This window comes from Neobacillus sp. BF23-41, from assembly GCF_041106275.1.
Genome location: NZ_JBGBPR010000006.1, coordinates 1 through 25,483 on the forward strand (window position 1 = coordinate 1; position 25,483 = coordinate 25,483).

The 25,483-nt window shown below is 39.2% G+C and carries 22 protein-coding genes, 1 tRNA gene and 1 riboswitch; of the genes, 2 read left to right on the top strand and 21 right to left on the bottom strand.

Translation table 11 applies throughout. From position 1 onward, the window contains the following. Positions 1–97 precede the first annotated feature (97 nt). The 13 genes from yihA to AB7942_RS11560 form a co-directional block, all read right to left on the bottom strand. Positions 98–679: a ribosome biogenesis GTP-binding protein YihA/YsxC gene (yihA, locus tag AB7942_RS11500; protein WP_088089165.1), complete on the bottom strand. Its 582-nt coding sequence runs from the start codon at positions 677–679 to the stop codon at positions 98–100. Next, positions 676–3,003 (bottom strand): endopeptidase La, encoded by a 2,328-nt coding sequence (gene lon, locus AB7942_RS11505; protein ID WP_098933397.1) that lies wholly within the window; start codon positions 3,001–3,003, stop codon positions 676–678. The genes yihA and lon overlap by 4 nt, the downstream gene beginning before the upstream one ends. A 246-nt stretch (positions 3,004–3,249) precedes the next feature. Beyond that, complete coding sequence (gene lonB, locus AB7942_RS11510) at positions 3,250–4,917, bottom strand: ATP-dependent protease LonB (protein ID WP_335439367.1); 1,668 nt, start codon at positions 4,915–4,917, stop codon at positions 3,250–3,252. Between the two features lie 151 nt (positions 4,918–5,068). Beyond that, positions 5,069–6,328: an ATP-dependent protease ATP-binding subunit ClpX gene (gene clpX / locus AB7942_RS11515; RefSeq protein WP_088089168.1), complete on the bottom strand. Its 1,260-nt coding sequence runs from the start codon at positions 6,326–6,328 to the stop codon at positions 5,069–5,071. A gap of 398 nt (positions 6,329–6,726) precedes the next feature. After that, positions 6,727–8,004 carry a trigger factor gene (gene tig / locus AB7942_RS11520; protein WP_369446960.1) on the bottom strand — a complete coding sequence of 426 codons (1,278 nt, stop codon included), beginning with the start codon at positions 8,002–8,004 and terminating at the stop codon, positions 6,727–6,729. A gap of 158 nt (positions 8,005–8,162) precedes the next feature. After that, entirely contained in the window at positions 8,163–9,218 is a 1,056-nt protein-coding gene (locus AB7942_RS11525; protein WP_369446961.1) for a tetratricopeptide repeat protein, read from the bottom strand. Positions 9,219–9,500: 282 nt separating this feature from the next. Then, positions 9,501–9,574 (bottom strand) — tRNA-Arg (locus tag AB7942_RS11530). 110 nt (positions 9,575–9,684) lie between these two features. Beyond that, the gene (locus AB7942_RS11535) at positions 9,685–10,200 is read right to left on the bottom strand and encodes a metallophosphoesterase (protein WP_369446962.1); all 516 of its coding nucleotides are present in this window, start codon (positions 10,198–10,200) and stop codon (positions 9,685–9,687) included. Then, a complete protein-coding gene (locus AB7942_RS11540; protein ID WP_335712473.1) occupies positions 10,200–10,808 on the bottom strand; it encodes an XTP/dITP diphosphatase in 609 nt (202 codons plus the stop codon). Before AB7942_RS11540 ends, AB7942_RS11535 begins: the two co-directional genes overlap by 1 nt. A 13-nt stretch (positions 10,809–10,821) precedes the next feature. Continuing rightward, positions 10,822–11,577, bottom strand: coding sequence for a ribonuclease PH (gene rph, locus AB7942_RS11545; protein WP_369446963.1), 756 nt, complete (start codon positions 11,575–11,577; stop codon positions 10,822–10,824). Positions 11,578–11,711: 134 nt separating this feature from the next. Continuing rightward, positions 11,712–12,764, bottom strand: a complete 1,053-nt coding sequence (locus AB7942_RS11550) for a GerMN domain-containing protein (protein WP_335712471.1) — start codon at positions 12,762–12,764, stop codon at positions 11,712–11,714. Positions 12,765–12,989: 225 nt separating this feature from the next. Beyond that, positions 12,990–13,784, bottom strand: coding sequence for a glutamate racemase (gene racE, locus AB7942_RS11555; RefSeq protein ID WP_369446964.1), 795 nt, complete (start codon positions 13,782–13,784; stop codon positions 12,990–12,992). Positions 13,785–13,798: 14 nt separating this feature from the next. Beyond that, positions 13,799–14,248 (bottom strand): MarR family winged helix-turn-helix transcriptional regulator, encoded by a 450-nt coding sequence (locus AB7942_RS11560; protein WP_369446965.1) that lies wholly within the window; start codon positions 14,246–14,248, stop codon positions 13,799–13,801. Between the two features lie 208 nt (positions 14,249–14,456). Here AB7942_RS11560 and AB7942_RS11565 point away from each other — a divergent pair, with 208 nt between their 5' ends. Next, entirely contained in the window at positions 14,457–14,759 is a 303-nt protein-coding gene (locus AB7942_RS11565) for a HesB/YadR/YfhF family protein (RefSeq protein ID WP_369446966.1), read from the top strand. A gap of 78 nt (positions 14,760–14,837) precedes the next feature. Here the strand turns inward: AB7942_RS11565 and AB7942_RS11570 are convergent, their stop codons facing one another. The 6 genes from AB7942_RS11570 to AB7942_RS11595 all read right to left on the bottom strand — a co-directional run bounded on the left by AB7942_RS11570 (position 14,838) and on the right by AB7942_RS11595 (position 21,086). Next, complete coding sequence (locus tag AB7942_RS11570; RefSeq protein WP_369446967.1) at positions 14,838–15,983, bottom strand: ATP-binding protein; 1,146 nt, start codon at positions 15,981–15,983, stop codon at positions 14,838–14,840. Between the two features lie 789 nt (positions 15,984–16,772). Further along, positions 16,773–16,997 (bottom strand): spore germination transcription factor GerE, encoded by a 225-nt coding sequence (gene gerE, locus AB7942_RS11575; protein WP_026563391.1) that lies wholly within the window; start codon positions 16,995–16,997, stop codon positions 16,773–16,775. A 141-nt stretch (positions 16,998–17,138) separates the two neighbouring features. Continuing rightward, on the bottom strand, positions 17,139–17,720 hold the full coding sequence (locus AB7942_RS11580) for a class D sortase (RefSeq protein WP_369446968.1): 582 nt from the start codon (positions 17,718–17,720) through the stop codon (positions 17,139–17,141). Positions 17,721–17,894: 174 nt separating this feature from the next. Further along, positions 17,895–18,656: a succinate dehydrogenase iron-sulfur subunit gene (gene sdhB / locus AB7942_RS11585; protein ID WP_369446969.1), complete on the bottom strand. Its 762-nt coding sequence runs from the start codon at positions 18,654–18,656 to the stop codon at positions 17,895–17,897. A 15-nt stretch (positions 18,657–18,671) separates the two neighbouring features. Beyond that, positions 18,672–20,420 (bottom strand): succinate dehydrogenase flavoprotein subunit, encoded by a 1,749-nt coding sequence (gene sdhA / locus AB7942_RS11590; RefSeq protein ID WP_098933389.1) that lies wholly within the window; start codon positions 20,418–20,420, stop codon positions 18,672–18,674. 57 nt (positions 20,421–20,477) lie between these two features. Beyond that, positions 20,478–21,086, bottom strand: a complete 609-nt coding sequence (locus AB7942_RS11595) for a succinate dehydrogenase cytochrome b558 subunit (protein ID WP_088089182.1) — start codon at positions 21,084–21,086, stop codon at positions 20,478–20,480. 440 nt (positions 21,087–21,526) lie between these two features. On the opposite strand from AB7942_RS11595, the gene AB7942_RS11600 reads away from it, so the two are divergent. Then, entirely contained in the window at positions 21,527–21,970 is a 444-nt protein-coding gene (locus AB7942_RS11600; RefSeq protein WP_369446970.1) for a YslB family protein, read from the top strand. 50 nt (positions 21,971–22,020) lie between these two features. Here AB7942_RS11600 and AB7942_RS11605 read toward each other — a convergent pair whose 3' ends face one another. Together AB7942_RS11605 and uvrC are read right to left on the bottom strand one after the other, a co-directional pair. Beyond that, complete coding sequence (locus AB7942_RS11605) at positions 22,021–23,238, bottom strand: aspartate kinase (protein ID WP_369446971.1); 1,218 nt, start codon at positions 23,236–23,238, stop codon at positions 22,021–22,023. 111 nt (positions 23,239–23,349) lie between these two features. Continuing rightward, positions 23,350–23,527, bottom strand: a riboswitch (Lysine riboswitch). Positions 23,528–23,597: 70 nt separating this feature from the next. After that, positions 23,598–25,370, bottom strand: a complete 1,773-nt coding sequence (uvrC, locus tag AB7942_RS11610) for an excinuclease ABC subunit UvrC (protein WP_369446972.1) — start codon at positions 25,368–25,370, stop codon at positions 23,598–23,600. Between the last annotated feature and the right edge of the window lie 113 nt (positions 25,371–25,483).

Genomic DNA, 25,483 nt, shown 5'->3' on the forward strand with positions numbered 1-25,483 from the left:
TTTTTTCTTAATTATACAAAAAAGTACCCGATAGGTAGACTTTTTTATAAGTGTCTACACTATCGGGTACATTTTATTATGCCCAGGCGTTTATTTTTTACATAAAACTCTGTAGAACAGACCAAGCCTCATCTTTTCCTAAACCAGTTTCGGATGAGAATAGAACCATTTGATCATTTTTATCAAGATCTAAGGTTTCTCTTACTATTTTTAAATGCTTTTGCCATTTCCCTTTGGGGATTTTATCTGCCTTGGTAGCAATGATGACACAGGGAATTTCATGATGCTTTAAGAAATCATACATCATGACATCATCCTTTGAGGGTGGATGTCTAAGATCAACAATTTGAACCGCCGCTTTTAATTGCTCCCGCGATGTAAAATACGTTTCAATCATTCTTCCCCATGCGGCCCGTTCAGTTTTTGAAACCTTTGCGTATCCATAACCAGGAACATCGACAAAATGCAGCATTTCGTTAATTAAATAGAAATTAAGCGTTTGTGTTTTTCCTGGCTTGGAGGATATTCTCGCCAAACCTTTTCGGTTCAGCATTTTATTGATAAAAGAAGACTTACCGACATTGGAACGACCTGCAAGCGCAAATTCAGGTAAATCTGTTTCCGGGTATTGTTCTGGCTTTACTGCACTGATGACAATCTCTGAGCTGACTACCTTCATTTCACTTCACCTTCCAACAGGGCATGCTTCAAGACTTCGTCCACATGGGAAACGAGGACAAAATCCAGTTCATTCCTAACGCTTTCAGGAATATCATCAATATCTTTTTCATTATCCTTTGGAAGAATAATTTTTGTTAAGCCCGCTCGATGGGCACTAAGTGTTTTTTCTTTTAAGCCGCCAATTGGAAGAACTCTGCCTCTTAAAGTAATCTCTCCGGTCATTCCTACTTCTCGGCGAATGGCTCTGCCCGACAAGGCTGATACAAGTGCCGTTGCCATGGTAATACCGGCCGATGGTCCATCCTTAGGAACAGCACCTTCTGGAACGTGAATGTGGATATCATATTTTTCATGGAAATCCTCATCAATCCCTAGTTCCTTGGCTTTGGATCGGATATAGCTAAACGCCGCTTGTGCTGATTCCTTCATTACGTCGCCAAGCTTTCCGGTTAACACAAGTTTCCCTTTACCTGGTGCTAAGGAAACTTCAATCTGAAGAGTGTCTCCACCCACCGTTGTATAGGCTAACCCAGTTGCCACTCCGACCTGATCTTCGGCCTCGGCCATCCCATAGTGGAATCTTGTTTTTCCTAAAAACTCTTCAATATTCTTTTCGGTAATGATCACACGCTTCTTTTCACCGGAAACAATGATTTTTGCCGTCTTCCGGCAAAGTGTTGCCATCTGACGCTCTAAACTTCGAACCCCTGCTTCACGTGTGTAGTAACGAACAACTTTCAGAATCGCATCATCGCGGACCTTAAGAATACCTTTGGAAAGACCATTTTCTTTAATCTGCTTTGGAAGTAAATGATCCCGGCAAATATGGACTTTTTCAAGCTCCGTGTAGCCCGCAATTGTGATAATTTCCATTCGGTCCAAAAGCGGACCAGGAATCGTGGATAGGTTATTGGCAGTCGCAATAAACATAACCTTGGAAAGATCATAGGTTTCTTCTATATAATGGTCGCTAAAGTTACTATTTTGTTCAGGATCGAGTACTTCAAGCATGGCGCTTGATGGATCGCCACGGAAATCACTTGACATTTTATCGATTTCATCGAGTAAAAAGACCGGGTTAATTGTACCCGCTTTTTTCATTCCTTGGATGATTCGCCCTGGCATTGCCCCAACATAGGTTCTGCGATGTCCACGAACTTCAGATTCATCGCGCACGCCGCCAAGTGAAACGCGGACAAAATTTCGATTGAGCGATGTCGCAATCGAACGTGCAAGGCTTGTTTTCCCAACCCCAGGAGGTCCTGCAAGACAAAGGATTGGCCCTTTTAACGAATTCGTCAGCTTCTGAACAGCTAAATATTCGAGGACGCGTTCCTTCACTTTTTCAAGTCCGTAATGGTCCTGATTTAAAATCTTTTCAGCCCGGAGAATATCAATGTCATCCTCTGTTTTATTCGACCATGGGATGGAAATAAGCCAATCGATATAGTTGCGAATAACGGCACTTTCTGCTGAACTGGCCGGCACCTTTTCATAACGTTCAAGTTCCTTCTGTGCGGCTTTAAGGACATGTTCGGGCATACCTGCTTGCTCCACTTTTTTGGTCAGTTCGGCAATTTCGCCAGTTTTGCCTTCCTTATCGCCTAATTCCTTTTGGATCGCCTTCATTTGCTCACGCAAATAATACTCCTTTTGCGTCCTTTCCATGGAACGCTTGACACGCTGACCAATCTTTTTTTCTAAATTCAGGACTTCTTTTTCGTTATGAATGGTGTCAATTACTTTGTTTACTCGTTCTTTAATATCTGTCGTTTCAAGGATTTCTTGCTTTTCCTTCAGCTTGATTGGTAAATGGGAGGAGATGATATCCGCCATTCTGCCAGGTTCTTCAATATCTGCAACGGAAGCATAAGTTTCTGCAGAGATCTTTTTCGATAATTTTATGTATTGCTCGAAATAATCAAGCATCGTTCTCATTAAGGCTTGGTCTTCGACATCTTTCGTATCCGGGTCTTCGTGGGTAATAATCGTAACAGCATAGTGGTCTTCTTCATCGTGAAATGAAACGATTTCCCCGCGATTTAATCCTTCAACCAATACTCTTATCGTACCGTTTGGCAGTTTAAGCATTTGTTTAACTTTCGTTAACGTTCCAATCGTGTATAAATCCTCCTCAGAAGGGTCATCAATCGAAACTTCCTTTTGAGTGGTTAAGAATATTAAATGGTCATCTACCATTGCTTTTTCAAGTGCTTGTACTGATCGTTCACGTCCTACATCTAAATGAAGGACCATAGTCGGATAGACGAGCAATCCTCGAAGCGGCAGGAGGGGGACGATCAATTCGTTCTTTTTCGTCAAAATACTGCACCTCCACATGCAAATCATTTTTTTACTGTAAAATCAGAATGGTCTTTGTACAATTCTATCCTATTTATTTTTAAGTGTCTATTTTTAGAGAAGGTGTATGAAACCTCATTTTCAGCATGACTTTATTTTCCCCAAACATAAAGAATTCTTTCTCTGTTCCTGTTAGAATTCTCACATGAAATAATATGCAATAAAAAACTTCGGTTTGCCTATTGAACCACAAACCGAAGTTTTTCGTTAGATACTTTCTTTTTTTGATAGTTCAATCGATGCAGGGATCGCATCCATTTTCTGATAGTCATTTACTAGGGCAATCTCAAATACTTCATGCAGATGGGTAACGGGAATAATATTGATCCCGTCAATTTCTTTAAGGATTGTCTGCATGTTTTCTTCTGGGATGATCACCGTTTTTACTCCAGCTTTTTTCGCTGCCTTCACCTTTGGATAGACACCGCCAATCGGCTTTACATTTCCATGGATGCTTATTTCTCCTGTCATCGCCACAGTGTTATCTATTGGAATTTTATAAATAGCGGAATAAATCCCCGTAGCCATTGCGATTCCGGCGGATGGACCGTCAATGGGAACACCACCTGGGAAATTCACATGGATATCATAGTCATTTGCTGGTACACCCATTGATCGTAAAACAGTAATAACGTTTTCAATCGAACCGCGCGCCATACTCTTCCGACGAATCGATTTCCCTTGTCCGCCAATACTTTCTTCATCTACAATTCCAGTAATATTGATCGATCCTTTATCTTTTGCTGGGATCACAGTCACTTCTATTTCTAGTAATGCGCCTGAATTCGGACCATAGACTGCCAGTCCATTGATAAGTCCGACATGAGAAATATCATTAATCTTTCTTTCCATTCTTGGTGACATTTGACTAGCATGAATGACCCACTCAATATCTTCATCCTTGATAAAATTACGGTCTTCCGTAATCGCTAATCCTGCCGCGATTTGAATCAAATTGACTGTTTCACGGCCATTTCTTGCATAGTTTGCGATGGTATTCACACCAAGTTCGCTTATTTGAAGGTTAACTTTCTTCGCGGCATTATTGGCAATTTCCACAATTTCTTCCTGATTTAAGTCCCTAAAGAATACCTCCATACAGCGCGATCGAATCGCAGGCGGGATTTCACTCGGCGTTCTTGTTGTCGCGCCGATTAAACGAAAATCAGCAGGAAGTCCATTTTTAAAAATATCATGGATATGCGTTGGGATTTGGTTATTTTCCTCGTGGTAATACGCACTTTCCAGGAAGACCTTGCGATCCTCTAATACTTTTAACAGCTTATTCATTTGAATCGGATGTAATTCTCCGATTTCATCGATAAACAAGACACCGCCATGGGCGTTGGTAACTGCCCCTTGTTTCGGCTGTGGAATTCCTGCTTGTCCCATCGCTCCGGCACCTTGATAGATTGGGTCATGAACGGAACCAATTAAGGGGTCGGCTATACCTCTTTCATCAAATCGTGCCGTTGTTGCGTCTAGTTCGATAAACACAGATTCAGGTTTAAATGGTGATTTACGATTTTTTTTCGCTTCTTCTAATACGAGGCGTGCAGCTGCTGTTTTTCCAATTCCTGGCGGTCCATAAATGATCACATGCTGCGGGTTTGGTCCACATAGTGCTGCTTTTAATGATTTGATTCCATCTTCTTGGCCGACAATGTCTTGAAAGCTTGTAGGCCGAACTTTTTCAGCTAATGGTTCTGTAAGTGAAATGGATCTCATTTTGCGAAGCTGTTCCATTTCCTTCCGGGATTCCCGATCAATGGATACTTTTTGTGTCCGCTGATTCCTCAGCAAATTCCAAAAATACAGCCCAATGATGATTCCGAAAAATAGCTGTATAAATAAGGCAATCCCCGTCCAACTCATACATTTCCCTCCTGCATTTCAACTTATTACTAAATATATATTAATAAGTATTTCCTGCAGGCGGGTGGAATAAACCACAAATTGTAAGAAACTGTTCGGAGAGACGATACAACTAGAAAAGACCCGGCTTAAGCCGAGTCTTCGTCAATTATTATGCAGATTTTTCTTCAGCGACCACGGTTCCATCTTCCAAAAGAAGTTTTGGAACACTGTTGTTAATGACCGTTTCTTTAGTAATGACACACTTAGTAATGTCATCACGTGAAGGTAGGTCAAACATAACATCGAGCATAATTCCTTCAATAATCGAACGTAAACCACGGGCGCCGGTTTTGCGTTCAATTGCCTTTTTGGCAATTTCAGTCAATGCGCCTTCTTCAAATTGAAGTTCAACCTCGTCGATTTCAAGCATTTTTTGATATTGTTTAACAAGCGCATTTTTTGGCTTAGTTAAAATTTCAATTAATGCTGCTTCGTCTAATTGCTCAAGACTAGCGATTACAGGAAGACGCCCAATAAATTCAGGAATTAATCCAAATCGTAATAGGTCTTCAGGTAATACTTTTGAAAGAAGTTCTTTTTGTCCCACTTCCTGCTGCTTAATATCTGAACCAAAACCGATAACTTTTTGGCCTAAACGACGCTTAATAATCGGTTCAATCCCGTCAAATGCTCCGCCGCAGATAAATAGAATATTCGTTGTATCGATTTGGATAAATTCTTGATGCGGGTGTTTTCTTCCCCCTTGTGGTGGAACACTTGCAACCGTACCTTCAAGAATTTTTAATAATGCTTGTTGAACACCTTCACCAGAAACATCCCTTGTAATCGAAGGATTTTCGGATTTACGTGCGATTTTATCAATTTCATCAATATAAATAATTCCTTTTTCTGCCTTTTCAACATCATAATCAGCAGATTGAATTAATTTTAATAAAATGTTTTCAACATCTTCCCCAACATATCCAGCTTCGGTAAGGGAAGTTGCATCCGCAATCGCAAAAGGTACATTCAGAATACGTGCCAGTGTTTGGGCTAGTAAAGTTTTACCGCTTCCTGTTGGTCCAATCATACAAATATTACTCTTTGCAAGCTCAACATCATCTATTTTGCTATTAGAATTGATGCGCTTATAGTGATTGTAAACCGCAACAGAAAGAGACTTCTTTGCTTGATCTTGACCAATAACATATTCGTCAAGAATTTCACAAATTTCTTTTGGCTTTGGTACATCTTTAAATTCTACTTCTTCTTCTGTTCCAAGTTCTTCCTCAACGATTTCGGTGCAAAGTTCAATACATTCGTCACATATGTAAACTCCTGGCCCGGCAACCAGTTTACGAACTTGGTCCTGCGTTTTACCACAGAAGGAACACTTTAATTGTCCTTTTTCATCATTAAATTTAAACAATCCTTTCACCCCTTAAAACGTGTTAAAATCCTAGTGGTTCTTGCGAATCACACAACCAAAATTCGAGTCTTTTTCTAATAATTGAATAGTATGTATGAAGCATTGTAACACATAAAGCCAATGGACTGGAAATAAAAAGCTTAGGGTAAATATGTTTTTCAGAACTCTCATTTTGTAAAGTGTGATTCATTTTAAAAACTTATGTACTCATTAATCTTAACCAATATGAGGAAAATAAATCTCAAACCTGTCTGGAAATTATTTATTGTTTATTCGCTATGTCTAACTTGTTTTCCTGCCCATTGTTAAAAATGTTCCCACTTCTTATTATAATATGTAATTGAAAAAATGTATAAAACAAGGCACGATTCAAATCGTGCCTTGCAATATTTTAAACATTACTTCTTGTTTTCAACAATAAAGTCAACTGCTTTTTTAAGTTTAAGGTCTGATTTGATACCTTCAAGTCCGCCTAATGCTTGTTTAATGCTATCAACGGTCATGTTGTACATTCCAGCCATATTCTCAAGTTCTGCATCAACTTCTTCGTCAGTTACTTCAAGGTTTTCAGCCTTAGCAATCGCTTCTAATGTTAAGTTCGTACGAACGCGAATTACAGCTTCTTCCTTCATTTGCTCACGTAAGGCATTTTCGTCTTGACCTGAGAATTGGAAGTAAAGTTCAAGGTTCATACCTTGCATTTGTAAGCGTTGTTCGAATTCTTGAAGCATACGGTTTACTTCGCTGTTGACCATTACATCTGGAATTTCCACTTCTGCATTTGCAGCAGCTTTTTCAACAACTGTATCACGTAACTGATGCTCAGCTTCGTGCTTTTTGCTGTTTTCTAAACGAGTTTTGATTTTCTCTTTAAGTGCGTCTAATGTTTCAACTTCATCATCCACATCTTTAGCAAACTCGTCATCTAATGCAGGAAGTTCTTTACCTTTAATCTCATGAATCGTTACTTTGAATACTGCAGGTTTACCAGCAAGCTCAGCTGCATGATATTCTTCAGGGAATGTTACTTCCACGTCTTTAGATTCGCCAGTAGCCAAACCTACTAATTGCTCTTCAAAGCCAGGGATGAAAGATCCTGAACCAATTTCAAGTGAATGGTTTTCAGCTTTTCCACCTTCGAACGCTTCGCCATCAACGAATCCTTCGAAATCTAGAACTACAGTATCACCATTTTCAATTGTGCCTTCTTCTTTAACTACAAGCTCAGCTTGACGCTCTTGAAGAGTTTTTAGTTCGTTAGCAACGTCTTCGTCAGTAACGTTTGTATCGAGTGCTTCTACTTCTAATCCTTTGTATTCGCCTAATGTTACTTCAGGCTTTACTTGAACAGTAGCTTTGAAGATAAGTTCTTTGCCTTTTTCCATTTGTTCGATGTCGATATCTGGACGGTCGATTGGCTCGATGCCTGTTTCGTCAATTGCACTTCCGTATGCTTCTGGAAGAAGAATATCTAATGCATCTTGATAAAGTGATTCTACACCAAAACGCTTTTCAAACATTTGACGAGGCATTTTTCCTTTACGGAAGCCTGGAACATTTACTTGCTTAACAACTTTGTTAAAAGCCGCAGTTAGTCCTTCATTTACTTTTTCCGCACTTACTTCAACCGTAAGAACGCCACGGTTACCTTCTAGTTTTTCCCATTTTGTTGACATACATTTTCCCTCCAACAATCTATTCTCATATCATTCGTAACGAATTTGAGTTTGGAAATAACTTGTCCATCAAGCTATTATCCTTCTTTTAAATGTGTTTTTTACACAATGCAACCACTACATTATAACATAGGTTTGTTTTCTTTCAACAGCGAAGCCTATATATTAGGATAAGAAATTTTCTCAATTACCTCAATCATCGCGATAGCTTCTTCTATTTCCTCCACTTGAACTTCATATTCTCCGGACAAGTAATGTAGCTCTGTGTCCATGCCAAGGTAATATTCGGCCAAGTGGTGAAAAGCTGCAGCCCAAGCAGCAGTGCTTTTCGGCTGCAATTCGATAGGATAGCTTATAAAAAAATTTCGCTCTGCCATTCTGAAGCTGTTTTCAAAAAGAACGGGATTTTCACTTTCCAATCGAGCCTCTAATAAAGCCTTTACCTCTTTCAATCTTGGTTCTTCCCTAACTTCTGGAAGATGTGTTGGAATAACTTTTTTCTCCATCTCAAATTTCATGACAGATAATTCTCTATCAATTTCCTGTTCTTTTAAAAGAGATAACAGGATTGTTTTAAGGAATGGATGACCTGCTTCTGCTGCTAAATATTCGGCAATCTCAGGGAGGTAGGGGCGAATGTTTTTCTCAGCCAAGCTCGAAACGAGGAGCATTTGTTCGTTTAGATTATCAATCGAAAAAAGGTTTAGTTCATGAACGTTTGTTTTCTCTGGGGTGATGTCATATGTATTTGATTCTGTGTCTGTGTCTGGGTCTGGGTCTGGTTGACGGTTTTCTGCCATTCTCCGGCTGAATTGCAGGATGGTTAAAAAGTGGTCATGTTTTTCAGGCGGAATCTCTTTTTCTTCTAATAAGACTTCTATTGTTGCTACAATTTCCTGGTATTCATGAAGCTGGATCAGGACCGTCAAATAGAGATCGACCATTTGCAAATAGTCCCCAATTCCTTTATGAAGCATTTCTTTGGCAAGTGCTTTTGCTTTTTGAAAAGAAGATGCTTCAAAATAAGCCAGAACCAAACCAATCAATATTTCGTCATTGTCAGGATCATGTTCTCTGGCTTCTTCCAAAAGGTTTATCGCTTCGTTGAATTTTTTCTTTTCAAGGTTTTCCAGACCTTTGTCAGTTAATCTTTTTTCAAGTCCGGGAAAAAAGATCACATTATCTATTCTTTTCACAGGTTCCCGTTTTTTCATAAAATCCGTCCTTATGATAGTCTTGGAAAATAGTTTAGCATAAATAGAAGGCAAAAAAAACTCACCAGCAATGGTGACTGATTTCTATTCGTTGAATTTGAATATACGTGACCTTAAACTTGGTCTCATCACCCTTAAGTTTACATAGAGCCCCTTTATGTGACCGAAATCTAAGTCCCATCACCTTTACGGTCATATAGAACTATAAATTTTGTTTTAACAACTAATAAACAGAAAAAAACTCACTTATAAAAGTGAGTTTTTTTCTACTATGTAGTATAGCGTCCCAGGAGAGATTCGAACTCCCGACCCACGCCTTAGAAGGGCGTTGCTCTATCCAGCTGAGCTACTGGGACATATAAGTTGTTTAAGACAAGATTTATTATATTACCGTAATATCAAAAAGTCAACAGACTTTCTATTATTTTTTTAAAAAAATAAAAGGGAGAGGAAATCTCCCTCTCATTTATCGAAGGACAAATTCACTGGCAAGCTCTGAAATTTCCCGTCCATCCGCTTCAAACACTGACATTTTAACTTTCTCATCCTGTAAATCAAGAATAACATAGGTTTTTTCTACGCGTTCCCTTGGCAATCGAATGCTGCCTGGATTTAAAAATAAGGTACCATCTATCACTTCCGCACCAAGGACATGCGAGTGGCCAAAACATACGATATCGGCGTTTACTTCCTGTGCTTTATATTTAATATTCATCAAAGAAGATTTTACTGAATAAAGATGCCCATGAGTAACGAAGAATTTCTTCCCCGCCGCCTCAGCCATTGTCTCCAACGGATATCCGCTGCCGAAATCACAATTTCCCCTTACCGTTATATAACCAGATATCGCCTGATCATCAGGCATCAATTCCGAATCGCCACAATGAATCATTAAATCAACATCTTCAGAATGCCTTTCTCTTAAAACATTGAGTTCTTTCGTCAACCCATGGCTATCACTAACCACTAAAACCTTACTCATTACTTCTCCGCTCTTTCTAAAATAGAATCCAAGACCACATCGAGCTTCTTCAAAGCATTCGCACGGTGGCTGATTTTATTTTTTTCATCTGATGATAATTCAGCCATGGCTAGACCTTTCTCAGGCACATAAAAAACAGGATCATAGCCAAATCCATTGGTACCTCTTTGTTCTTCAAGAATACGACCTTCACAGGTGCCTGACACCGTTATGGTTTCTTGACCTGGAACAGCGACAGCTAAAGCACAGTAGAATCGTGCGGATCGCTTTTCCTCTGGAAGTCCTTTTAATTCTGACATGACTTTATCTGTATTGTTCTGGTCATTTTTTTGTTCCCCAGCATAGCGTGCTGAATAGATTCCTGGTCTTCCTTCAAGCGCGTCCACCATTAAGCCAGAATCGTCGCCAATCACCATTTTACCAAGTGCTTGGGAGACAGCTTCCGCCTTCAAGATCGCATTTTCTTCAAAGGTTGAGCCCGTTTCGTCTACGTCCGGGATTTCAGGAAAATCAAGCAAGGTTCGGACTTCGATCCCTCTTGATGCAAAGATATGCTCAAATTCCCTCGCCTTTCCAGGATTTTTCGTCGCAATAATTACTTCTTTCACTCACAATCGCCCCTTATTTTTGTCTTCGTGATTCTATTTTTCGGGTAATCTCTTCACCTAGAACCTCTTTTTGTCGTTCAAATAGGTCCGTAAGCCCAGTTTGAGCAGCGCTAAGCAGACCTTGAAGTTGCTCGTAGGAGAATGTTGATTCCTCACCCGTTCCCTGCAGTTCAACAAATTCGCCATTTCCAGTCATGACCACATTCATATCGACCTGTGCCTTAGAATCTTCGGCATAATTTAAGTCAAGAACAGTTTGGTTATTTTGTAAAATCCCCACACTTGTTGCCGCTAAATAATCCGTAATCGGAAACCTTGCAAACGACTTTTTCTCTGCTAAAGAATTTAAAGCGAGGGTCATCGCCACAAATGCACCGGTGATCGAGGCTGTTCGTGTCCCGCCATCCGCTTGGATCACGTCACAATCGATCCAAACGGTTTTTTCACCTAACGCCCCTAAATCGACAACTGCTCTAAGGGCACGCCCGATTAATCGTTGAATTTCCATTGTCCGGCCAGAGACCTTCCCTTTTGATGATTCGCGAATGTTTCTTGTTTCTGTCGCCCTTGGCAGCATCGAATACTCGGCAGTAATCCAGCCTTTGCCTTCCCCTCTCATAAAATGAGGAACTCTCTCTTCAATACTTGCAGCACAAATTACTTTCGTATTACCAACAGAAATAAGGACAGAACCTTCAGGGTGCATTAAATAATTTGGTTCAATATGTATGGGCCTTAGTTGGAGCGGCTCTCTTCCATCAACACGCACAAATACTACCTCCTTCAACTTTGTAAAGCATTTTAAAATTGGTACATGAATTTTACTTATACCAAATAAAGAAGAGGCGGGCTTAAAGCCAACCTCTTTCTTGGTCACTATATAGTATAACAAATAATTTTTTTTTAAAAACTACCTGTATTGACTTTTTCTGGTCGAGTTACTGGTTCAGTTAATTTTTTGCCACTGTCATTTTTGATGTCTGCCTTGCCATTTACTTGAACAGCCACTTTTTCAACACCCTCTTGTTCCGTTAAGGAAAGCACGAGTGCATCTAGTAAATTTTGTGATATTTCCTTTTCTTCAAAGCTGCCAAAAATATTCTCATTAAAGTTCAAGGTTACTTGTCCGTCCTCGTACTTTGGCGCCTCTAGGAGTTTAACATCTGACATAAATTCAGATACGAGTGGTGATTTCTCACTAGGTCCTTTTATTAATTCATTGACGACAGCTACATAGGGATCTTTCTCAGTGTTGCTAACCCGGCGCGTCACAGGTACATAATAGTAGGAGCCTTCCTCACCACCAATATAATAGACAGTTACTGGTTTGGTATTGGTGATATCAGTAACATCCGCTGTATCATAGTTGATACCGGTGGCTCTTGAGAGGTTTTCACTTATTGGTGTTCCATTAACAGGCATTTCCGTTAAATCATGACCGTTCATTTTTAGCTTAACGGTTTTAACATTATCAAACTGAGTCAGCGTCCAAGTGACCGATTGGAGGATCTTCATCTCATCTTCAGCTTGGTAATTCTTAAACTCTTTTGAAAAATTAACCGTGGCGACGCCATCTTTATCAATATTCACAGACAGATCTGTGTCCTCTGGGAGGACTGCTCGAAAATCATTTGGTAATTGATCTGTAACAGGTCCATTCGCCACTAAATATTCAAGGGCCTGTTTAGCAACTGATGTTGTTTTCGGTAGGTCCAATGTTTGCGGTACAACATAGCCATCTTTATCAACCAGATAGAGCTCCGTTTTGACTGTGTTTTCTTGCTTAGCCGTTTCTTTAGCCGTCGGTTCCTTACTGGTTGTTTTTTCTGCAATCGTCGTACTCTTTGGTGGATCAATTTTCTTTTGTGTTTCCGACCCTAATAATCCACAACCTGACAGTAGAACTGTTGAAGTAAGCACAGTCGACATAAGGATCTTTGCTTTATTTTTAGACATAACTATTTCCCCCTAAGACAGTTTGTACTAACATGTATACGAGCCTAGAGAGAAATTAGACCGACTTACACAAGAAAAATAGAACAATATTTTAAAAAATAACATAAATTGTAAAAATGGTGTCAGGCACCACGCGTGCACAAATGTCCCCGGCTGGTGGACACCATCGTTTATTCAGCAAAAAAAAAAAAAAAAAACGAGCCTCTTATTTAAAGAAGGCTCGACTTATAGCTTGATCTTTTGCACATTGTTAATTGGATTCCCCAGCCATTGTGAGGCGATTTTTGAAAATATCCGCCTTGAACCGGTTGTGTAAAATTCATGATCTGGTTCTTCTTCACACGAATCAAGTAACCCATTATATTGGAGGATTGCACTTATTTCTCGAGCGGTCTCATCACCAGAGCTAATTACGCTTACAGACTCACCCATGACATTTTTTATGACGGGCTCAAGCAATGGGTAATGGGTGCAGCCTAAAATAAGGGTATCCAGGTTCTGATTCTGCATAGGCCTTAAGGCATCGTCGACAATTCTTTCCGCAATCGGCCCACCAAATTCATCACTCTCTACAAGAGGGACAAATTTTGGACAAGCATGTGCTTTGACAAAAAGCCGGCTATTTAATGATTTCAAGGCTCTTTCATAAGCACCACTTTTTACTGTACCTTCTGTGCCGATAATTCCGACACGGTAGTTTTTTGTCTTTTTGATTGCCGCCCGTGCTCCAGGATTAATTACCCCTAAGACTGGGATGGACAATTCCTTACGAATCTCGTCTAGTGCCGCAGCTGTTGCCGTATTACAGGCAATAACGAGCATCTTAATCTTCTTTTCTAATAAAAAAGAGGTCATTTCCCAAGTGAACCTCTTTACTTCCTTTGTTGTTCTCGGACCATATGGGCAACGTGCGGTATCCCCCAAATAGATGATTTTCTCATTTGGAAGCTGTCTGATTACCTCTTTGGCAACAGTTAATCCGCCAACGCCGGAATCAATAACACCAATTGCTTGTTTCAAACTTATCGCCTCTTTTAACGCATTTCCTGATGCAATTTCGTTAAGCTTTTTTGAAGAAGTTGAATTTCTTCAGATGAGAAATCGACCAACACTTCTTCTAAATAGACTTTACGCTTTTTAATCACTTCATCAATGATTCGCTTGCCCTCTTCAAGTAGATGAATTCTGACAACCCGACGATCGTTTGGATTTTTTACCCGCTCTACAAGTAAATTTTTCTCCATTCGATCAACAAGATCTGTCGTCGTACTGCATGCCAAATACATCTTATTAGAGAGCTCCCCGATTGTCATATCACCATCTTCAAAGAGCCACTGCAATGCAATGAATTGCGGTGGAGTAATCGTATAATTACTAAGCATTTCTCTTCCTTTTTGCTTGATGATTCCAGAGATGTAGCGTAAATCCTTCTCAATATTGGCAACAATGTCACCATTTGCTTCTAGTGAATTTTCGTGTTTCATCTCATAACACTCCTATAAAAAGCTTCTCTTCTCCTCAAGACCATATCTATTTAAACATATTGTTCAAAAATTAAATATCTAAATACTTACCTTATTTTCTACTTTTTTCGCTAAAAATTCAAGTTGAAACTATTAGAAATATTAGTTTGAGACACTTTAGAGTATAATAAAATAGAAATTAGAATAATCAACCAAAGGTGAGAAAAGAATGGAAATTGTAATCAGCAAGACAGCACTAAAGTGGTTTAAAGACGAAGTAGAGTTAAAAACAGGTGATAAGGTGAAGTTTTATCCAAAGGTTTATGGAAACAGCCCTGTGCAAGAAGGTTTCTCGCTCGGTTTCACAGTAGATAACGAGCCAATCGATATAATAACTAAATTCGAATCAGAGGGCATGTGGTTTTATGTTGAAGAAAGGGACTTGTGGTTTTTTAATGGACATGATTTACAGGTCAATTACAACGAAAAAACAGATGAATTAGAATATAGTTATACCAAGTCACCGGAATAATAGAATACTCAACAAAAATAGGAAGGTTGTTCTCAGCCCTCCTATTTTAGTCTTTATTAAAACTCCTGCCTATTTTATTTACCATTTTTTCGAAAAACCCCTCCCCCTCTGTTTTGACCTTTCAATCTTATCTCCATTAATCGGCAGTATCACTTCGATTAGCGTTCCTTTTTCATCGCTCCAAAAATGAACGGTCCCATGGTGATTTTCAACAATTTGTTTGGAATTCATAATTCCTAATCCAGTGCCGCTCTCTTTTGTTGTAAAAAATGGTTCCCCGACTCGTTTTAATACATGTTGCGGCATTCCACTTCCTGTATCTTTAATTAGCATCTTTACTTGATTATAACCGTGCTTCTTCAGCTCAATAGTGATCATCCCGCCATTCGGCATCGCTTCAATCGCATTTTTTAAAAAATTTATAAGCACTTGTTTTAGTTGATTTTTATCGCCGTTGATGTTTAATTTTCCACAATCATTAACAAATTCAATCTGCACATTATTCATAATTGCCTGGGTATCAATCAGCGTTTTCACTTCTTCAATCAATGTTTGTAAAAGCACAGGCTCAAACTTTAGATCTTGTGGTTTTGCGAGTATCAATAACTCACTGAGAATGAGTTCTATTCTATCAATTTCCGATTGAATAATATCAAAGTATGATTTATGGCCATTTAGCTTAGTTTCCATTAATTGAAGAAACCCTTTAATCGCAGTGAGTGGATTTCGTACTTCATGGGCAATCCCTGCTGCCAGTTGGCCAGCTACATTTAATTTCTCAGCATTTAGTAATAGTTCTAGTGTTTTTTTTCGATCAGTTATATCCCTGATAATAACATGCCTTGCTGGTTTATTTTGAAATATCGTGGGAATTCCTTTTACTTCCGCCTCAAACACAGTGCCATCTAACCTGATCAATTTATATTCAAAAAAGTCTGTTGCATCCCCACGCGTAACTATTTCCACCCGTTCTTTAATACGCCTATGATAATCAGGATGAATGAGATCGACTATTTTCTTTTGTTGAATTTCTTCTTTGTTTGATGCTCCAAATAACCTTGCACCCGTTTCATTTATAAAAAGAATGTCATCTTCATAGGCAATGATTACGGCGTCAGGTGAATTGTCAACTAAATCCCGATAGGACTCTTCACGTTTTTCTAATTCCTCTTCTATATTCGTTTTAATTGATCCATTATTAGCTGCTTTTATTGAACTGCCCATCTCTATTTATCTATTCCTTCCACCATAAAATAAAAGCCAAGATAGGAGTCATCCCATCTTGGCTTATGTCTAGCTCAATTGAAATTGTCTAGTTCACTTCCGCCTTTATGCAGTTGGTGATAATATTAGTACGATTACACTTTTATCGCGATAAAAATCCAAATCCACAAATCAGTATCGTGTGATTATAGGAAACATAAACAGATTCGGGACCTTTCCCGAAGTTTTCACGGAGTGTTCTCCCAATATAACCCGCCAGTTCTGTTTGCACTTGTTTGTATTCCAAGAAAAACATCCTTTTATGAGATAAAAGCATTATTTCTTTTATCCTAGGTTTATTTTAAATGTCTATAACTAGATTATCAATTTATTTATGAAGATTTATTCGCAATTTTTGTAACAAATTTACTTTTCATTGACAATTTCGCACCGAATTCGTGATTTGTTATCACACACAATCCGAATAAAATTATTTCCTAGATTAACAATAATCTTAGTGTTACTTTTTAACACGAATCTTCAATGTGGAGGGATATACTTTGAATATTCTCTTTAGCTTATTCTCAACTGTGATTATTATGGGGATTAGAGCAGTATTCTTATTTAGTCATACTACTTCTCGGCTAAAATGGTGGTTTAGAATACCTGCTTTCAAGTAAGCATAAAAGTATTTTTCAAGTATCACTGATCTGCATTGTAGACAAAAGGGTAAGCATTTCGTTTGCTTACCTTTTTTATGGCTATCTATTCAAAATTAAACCGGCCTCCCCAAGAGGATGCCGGTCATAATTAAAGTTCTAGCTCTCCCATTCGAAGGAGCTCTACAACTGCTTGAGAACGCCCCTTTACACCAAGCTTTTGCATGGCATTTGAAATGTGATTCCGAACCGTTTTTTCGCTTATAAATAATTCACCAGCGATTTCTTTCGTTGTTTTGTCTTGTACTAATAACTCGAATACTTCTCTTTCTCGTTTGGTGAGTAACGGCTTGTGATTATAAACATTCTCCTTCAAGTACTGTAACCCTCCTTGCCTTCGCCAGTATGAACACGGGGTGGGTATATATTTAGTCAACATATCTTATGTGAACAGTTCTAATGTAGTGACTATATTTACAAACAGATGATTCGTTTTTATAAAAAAAACTCCTAGCGATTAGGAGTTTTTGGGCTTTGCATAAATAATGTATCGTTTTGGGGCATTTCCTATATAACTAAACGGGTAACAGGTTGTTAAGATTAGTTCCTCTTTATTATTCTGGAGCGTAATAATGCTCGTATCATCAGACTTAACAATTTTGGTATCAATTATTTCATAAGTATAGGATCCATACGGCATTTCCATCTTCAGTGAATCGCCAATCTCAAGTTCCCCTAATTTACGAAACACGGTGTCTCGATGTCCGGAAAGAACAATTTGTCCTTGATCACCAGGGTAATAGGCTCCTTTATAATGGCCGACACCTTTTTCGAGATCATCGGGGTCGGTTCCTTCGATGATTGCTAACTCTGCTTTGATCTTTGGAATGGCTAAAAGACCGACTGTCTCCCCCATTTCTGGCCGCTTGCTGTTTACATCCCTCTTTTTAGGGGCATTCTCAGGCTGGTCTGCAATTAGTTCCTTAGCCTGCTTGAGTGAAGCATGTGTTTGCGTTTTCACATCAATAAATTGCCAGAGTCCGATACCTACTAAAATTAATCCAGTAAGAATAATTAACAGCGGAAATTTAGATTTCACCAGTATGTACCTTCCTTTTTCAACGAACTAACGTTATTAATAAGAGTATAACAAATCACTACTGAAAGAACCATTGCAATTATTACCCTTATACGACAAAAAACCTTCTTTTCGATGATAGAAAAGAAGGTTTTTTGAATCACATTTTAATAAAACGAAAAGTCTTCCGCAATTCTATGCGTGGTCGCTTCCAAAGAAGCTTCTGAAGGCTTGAATGGTTGTATCACGATTTAATGCAGCAATTGAGGTAGTCAACGGAATACCTTTCGGACAAGATTGAACACAGTTCTGTGAGTTACCACAGTTTGCAAGTCCGCCGTCGCCCATAATCGCTTCAAGTCTTTCTGCCTTATTCATTGCACCAGTTGGATGGGCATTGAAAAGACGAACTTGAGAAAGCGGCTGTGCCCCAATAAAGTTTGATTTGCTGTTTACGTTCGGGCATGCCTCAAGGCAAACACCACATGTCATACATTTTGAAAGCTCATAAGCCCATTGACGTTTTGTCTCAGGCATACGTGGACCTGGGCCCAAATCATAGGTACCATCAATCGGGATCCATGCTTTCACTTTCTTTAAGGCATCAAACATTCTGCTCCGGTCAACCTGCAAGTCACGTACCACTGGGAAAGTTTTCATCGGAGCTAATCGAATCGGCTGCTCCAATTGGTCTACAAGTGCTGAACAGGATTGACGAGGCTTCCCGTTGATGACCATTGAACATGCACCGCAAACTTCTTCAAGACAGTTCATATCCCAAGTAACTGGGGTCGAATCTTGTCCTTTTGTGTTTACAGGGTTTTTACGAATTTCCATTAACGCCGAGATGACATTCATATTCGGACGATAAGGAACCTCAAATTCCTCCTCGTAAGGAGCAGTATTTTCGTTATCCTGACGTGAAATAATAAATTTAACCTTTTTAGCTTCAGACATTCTTCCTACTCCCCCTTAACTTTTTGCGTAATTGCGTTCGCGTGGCTTGATCAATGAAACATCAACATCTTCATAATGGAAAGCCGGTGCTGATGAACTGTCAACAAATTTTGCCATTGTCGTTTTTAAGAATTCCTCATCATTACGTTTAGGGAAGTCAGGCTTATAATGAGCACCACGGCTCTCATTCCGGTTGTATGCACCAATTGTAATAACACGAGCCAATTGCAGCATGTTTTGAAGTTGACGAGTAAAGGCTGCCCCTTGGTTGCTCCATTTGGATGTATCATTAATATTGATGTTTTGGTAACGTTCTAGAAGTTCCTGAATTTTCTCATCTGTCTTTAATAGCCTGTCGTTATGACGAACAACCGTCACATTATCTGTCATCCATTCTCCAAGCTCTTTATGAAGAACATAAGCATTTTCATTTCCATTTAGGGACATAATTGAATTCCACTTATCTTCTTGTTCTTTAACATGTCGGTCAAATACGCTAGAAGAAACTGCATCGGAACTCTTCTCCAAGCCTTTGATATATTTAACTACGTTTGGTCCTACAACCATTCCGCCATAAATGGCTGAAAGCAAGGAATTGGCACCTAAACGGTTCGCACCATGCTGAGAATAATCACATTCACCCGCTGCAAATAGACCAGGGATGCTTGTCATTTGGTCATAATCAACCCAAAGTCCACCCATTGAATAGTGAACAGCAGGGAAGATTTTCATTGGAACTTTACGGGGATCATCACCCATGAATTTTTCATAAATTTCAATAATCCCGCCAAGTTTAATATCTAATTCATGTGGATCCTTATGAGAAAGATCGAGGTATACCATGTTTTCGCCATTGACTCCGAGTTTTTGATTAACACAAACGTCAAAAATTTCGCGAGTGGCGATATCACGTGGTACCAGGTTTCCGTAAGCTGGATATTTCTCCTCTAAGAAATACCATGGTTTCCCATCTTTATATGTCCAGATACGGCCACCCTCACCACGAGCAGATTCACTCATGAGGCGAAGCTTATCGTCACCAGGAATGGCTGTTGGATGGATTTGGATCATTTCACCGTTAGCGTAATAAGCACCTTGCTGATACACAATCGATGCTGCTGAACCTGTATTAATAACTGAGTTTGTAGATTTTCCAAAGATAATACCAGGGCCGCCGGTTGCCATGATGACGGCATCTCCTGAGAAAGACTTAATTTCCATTGTTTTTAAATTTTGAGCCACAATTCCACGGCACACACCATCGTCATCAACGACAGAACCTAGGAATTCCCAGCCTTCGTATTTCGTTACCAAACCAGCTACTTCTTCGCGGCGAACTTGTTCGTCTAAAGCATAAAGCAACTGTTGACCAGTCGTAGCGCCTGCAAATGCTGTCCGGTGAAATTGTGTTCCCCCGAAACGGCGGAAGTCCAATAGTCCTTCTGGTGTACGGTTAAACATAACGCCCATACGGTCCATTAAGTGAATAATACCTGGTGCTGCATCACACATCGCTTTTACTGGCGGCTGGTTAGCCAAGAAGTCCCCGCCATAAACGGTGTCATCAAAGTGAATCCATGTCGAATCGCCTTCACCTTTGGTATTTACTGCTCCATTAATACCACCCTGGGCACAAACCGAGTGAGAGCGTTTAACTGGAACAAGAGAAAACAACTCTACAGGCGTTCCTGTTTCTGCAACCTTAATCGTTGCCATTAAGCCAGCTAAACCGCCGCCGACAATAATTACCTTACCTTTACTCATTCGTGACTCACTCCCTTAATCCAAAATCCAATATTTTTCCGATCAATCATTAATTTGTTATACAAAAGCTAATAAAGTCGTTACTCCAACATAGGATAGAGCTAAGAAAATAACGATTGTCACGTATGTAGAAATAACTTGAGAACGTGGAGATACTGTGATGCCCCAGCTAACAAAGAATGACCACAATCCGTTGGCAAAGTGGAAAATTGCTGAAATAATCCCAATGACATAAAACGCAAACATGAACGGTGATGAAAGAATATCTTGCATCATTTGAAAGTTAACTTCATTTCCAAACGCCGCTGCTACCCGTGTTTCCCATACATGCCATGTGATAAAAATAAGTGTAATCACACCAGAAACACGTTGGAGCATAAACATCCAGTTTCTGAAAAATCCATATTGGCTTGCATTGTTTTTGGCTGTAAAAGCAATATACAGCCCGTAGATTGCATGGAATAAAATTGGTAAATAAATAATTACAGTTTCTAACACATAGCGAAAAGGAAGATTTCCCATAAAATTCGCAGCTTTGTTGAAGGATTCTACCCCAACTGTCGCATAGTGGTTCACAATCAGATGCTGGATGACAAAGATCCCTATTGGAATAACCCCAAGCAACGAATGCAATCTCCGATAAACAAACTCTCGATTACCTGCCATAAATTTACCCCCCTATAATGTTTAAAAAAATGATGTTCAGTTTCTAGCATTTAAATTCCCTTATATGAAACCTAGCATCAGTGTGACAATAATGTGACAAGTCCATTTTACTCCCATCATGTTAGAGCGTCAAGAAAACGGATACACAATTCTATCATAAATAATAAAATTTTTAAAATATATTGAAATTATAATAGATTAGTTATTTTCATCAATAATTTGGATTTATATTAAAAATAAACAGAGAATTACAATTAATTACCAAGATATAACGGTTGTTATTTTTACCATATCGGGAATTATAATTATCATGGAAAACAAGGCAAGATATTGCAAAATAACAAAAAAACTACTGTAAATTGATTCGTTTTATCTAGAAAAACTGTACTGACACCTAACAAAAAGCGTATATAATAGAATGATAGAAAGAGGGGAAGCTTGTGAACGATAGTACAGTTGTTGTTGAGACTATAGATACCGATGAACTAAAAACCATATCTCTTTTCGGGTATGAATTAATCAGAGAAATTCTTTTACCTGAGATTTTAGGAAAAGATACACCTGAAATTTTATATTGGGCCGGAAAACGTCTCGCACGTAAATTTCCACTAACTGATATTACTCAGATTATGGAGTTTTTCGCCAAAGCCTCTTGGGGCCAACTTGAAATAATAAAAGAAAATAAAACTGAGATCCAATTTGAACTAATGAGTCCAGTTATTGTCCCGCGTGTGAAATCAAAAGCTGAGCACTTTTTCCAACTCGAAGCCGGCTTCCTTGCCCAACAAATTGAACTACAAAAAGAAGCCAATGCAGAAACCTTTGAACATCCTGTAAAGAAATCAAATAAAGTCCTTTTCACTGTTAAATGGGAAAAGAACTAAACGTGGGAATAGGGTGTCAGGCACCGCTTCGGTGCCTGACACCCTTTTTTTTATTTGTTTGCCAGTTCGAAGGCTTCGTGTAAGGCTTCTACTGCTTTTAACATATTTTTTTCTTCTACTACTGCTGATACTTTGATTTCGGATGTGCTGACCATTTTAATTTGGATGTTGTTTGCAGCGAGTACCTCAAACATTTTTGCTGCTACGCCAGGATTAGAAATCATCCCTGAGCCAACAATTGACACCTTCGCTAATTTATTTTCCGCATCAATCTGCTCATATGCAAGCACCGCTTTATTGTCTTCTAATACCTTTAATGTTTCTAATAAATCATTAGTATGGATAGAGAAAGACAAATTAGCCGTATCGCCCTCTGTAGTACTTTGAATAATAATGTCAACATTCAGGTGATTTTCCGCTAGTGTTGAAAAGATAGTAGATAGACTTGTTAATGAATTCGCCAATCCTAATACTGTTACTTTTGTTATTTCGTCTTCAAATGCGACACCGCGGACTACTAAATTTTGTTCCATTGCTGCTTCCTCCTCAATAACTGTTCCTTCTACTCTCTCCATGCTCGAGCGAACCTCAAGCCGAACCTGATAGTTTTTAGCAAATTCTACTGCTCTTGGATGGAGCACGCCAGCACCTAAATTAGCTAACTCTAGCATTTCATCGTACGATACAGATAATAATTTGCGAGCATTCTTGATATATCTTGGATCCGTGGTGAAAACCCCAGTAACATCGGTATAAATATCACATTTATCTGCCTTTAAGGCTGCCGCTAATGCCACAGCTGTCGTATCAGAACCACCACGACCGAGCGTCGTAATTGCGCCTTCTTCCGTGATTCCTTGGAATCCTGCCACAATGACAACCTTACCCGTTGCGAGCTCCGTTTCAATTGCAGACGTTTTAATATTCGAAATGCGGGCATTTCCATGGACAGGTTCTGTGATGATTCCTGCCTGCCAGCCTGTATAAGAAACGGCATCAAGCCCTTGCTGATTTAAGGCCATTGACAATAACGCAATGGTTACCTGTTCTCCTGTTGATAACAGCATGTCCATTTCCCGCTTATTTGGCTGTGCGGAAATTTCTTTTGCTAATCCGACAAGTGTATCCGTTGATTTTCCCATCGCAGAAACAACAACGACTACATTGTTGCCACGGTCTGTCTCTTCTTTTACACAGGATGCTACATTTAGTATTCTTTCTACATTAGCAACGGAGGTTCCCCCGAATTTTTGTACAATAATCCCCATGATTGTTTTCTCCTTCTTTCTAGTAAATACGTGTAAATTTTTCCAAATAAAAAAGCAATGAGAAGGGCCTCTCATTGCTTTAGAACACGAAAAAATATTCTCGCACCTACAATGTAAGATAGCTCTCCAAGACATTCGTCCTGACAATCCGGCATTTATTCAATACAGGACCAGCAAAGAAAGAAATGAGACTTTCTTTACTTCGGCGAACATTCCCTTTCATGATCCGTCTTAGAAGCTCATCCTTCTCAGAACCATTACTCTTGAAGCTCGCACCTCTACCTTCACTTTAATACGTAAAAGTGATAGTAAATTAAATTTTCACTTATTATAGCATGTTCTATTTTTTCTTACAATCACTAGGATTGAAGTTTTTTAATTAATTCTTCGGCTACATTCATAGGAATTCCGATATTTGTAAATTCCTCCATACTAGCCTCTTTCATTTTTTTCACGGAGCCAAATTGTTTAAGCAATAGCCTTTTCCGTTTCTCACCGATTCCTGGAATATCGTCGAGCAAGGATTGAAAGGCACTTTTTCCACGAAGCTGACGATGAAACGTAATGGCAAAGCGATGGACCTCATCTTGAATTCTTTGCAGTAAATAAAACTCCTGGCTGTTTCTGCCTAAGGGAACTATTCCCAAAGGATTGCCGTATAGCAATTGGGAAGTTTTGTGTTTATCATCTTTGACGAGTCCCGATAGAGGAATATCCAGTCCTAACTCATTTTCCAATACATCTCTTACGGCTTCAACATGTCCTTTACCACCATCGATGATGATTAAATCAGGGAGGGGAAGTTCCTCTTTTAAGGCGCGTGAATACCTTCTTCTTGTTACTTCTCGCATGGATTCATAATCATCAGGTCCTTGAACGGTTTTGATCTTATATTTCCGGTATTCCCGATGATTTGCCTTTCCATCAATGAAAACGACCATGGCTGAAACTGGGTCTGTTCCTTGGATGTTGGAGTTATCGAATGCTTCGATTCGGTGCGGCGTATAAATTCCCAGTAATTCTCCCAAGTTCTCGACAGCCTTAATGGTGCGGTCTTCATCCTTCTCGATCAAAGAAAACTTTTCATTTAAGGCTATTTTTGCATTTTTGATCGCCAATTGGACAATATCCTTTTTCTGCCCCCGTTGTGGCTGGAGCACTTTTACTTCAAGTAGTTGTTCCGCCAGACTCAAATCGACTTCATCTTGAATCAGAATTTCCTTCGGCTTGAAGTGATTAGCTTTCGAATAAAATTGTCCGAGGAAAGTTAGTATTTCTTCCTCGGGCTCATTATAGAAGGGGAACATGGAGACGTCCCGCTCAATTAGTTTCCCTTGGCGGACAAAAAAGACTTGCACACACATCCAGCCTTTATCGACGGCATAACCAAATACATCACGGTCCGTAAAATCGTTCATGGTAATTTTCTGTTTTTCCATGATGGTTTCGATATGAATGATTTTATCACGGAACTCTTTCGCTCGTTCGAAGTCCAACTCTTCAGCAGCAGCTGACATTTTTGCCTGAAGCTCTTTTTTTATTTCCTTATAACCCCCATTCAAAAAGCGGGTAATTTCATCCGTCATTTGTTTATACTGTTGTTCCTGAATTTCATTGACACATGGTGCCAGGCACTGCCCTAAATGGTAGTACAAGCAGACCCGGTCAGGCAGGGTTGAGCATTTTCGCAGAGGATATATTCGGTCAAGAAGCTTTTTGGTTTCATTGGCAGCCGTCGCATTTGGGTACGGACCAAAGTATTTACCTTTGTCCTTTTTTACTTTTCTTGTAATGATGAGTTTCGGATGCTTTTCAGCTGTCAGCTTAATGAATGGATAGGTTTTATCATCCTTCAGCATGATATTGTATTTCGGATCGTATTTTTTAATTAGGTTGAGTTCAAGTAGAAGTGCTTCAATATTTGAAGAGGTTACAATATATTCAAAGTCCTCAATCTCATTGACTAGTCTAAGCGTCTTTCCATCGTGTGACCCAGTGAAATAAGAACGTACACGATTCTTTAATACTTTTGCCTTCCCCACATAAATAATCGTACCCTGACGGTCTTTCATTAAGTAGCAGCCCGGTTGATCCGGCAACAGCGTCAGTTTTTGCTTGATTATTTCATTCATTCCGGCCACTCCACTCTCGTCTATATATATAGTGTCTGTTAAAATTTTAAAGGAAAAGGCTCATAAATGAAAGTGGTAGTCATTTGCAAAAAAGAAAAACCTTAGCTGGATTG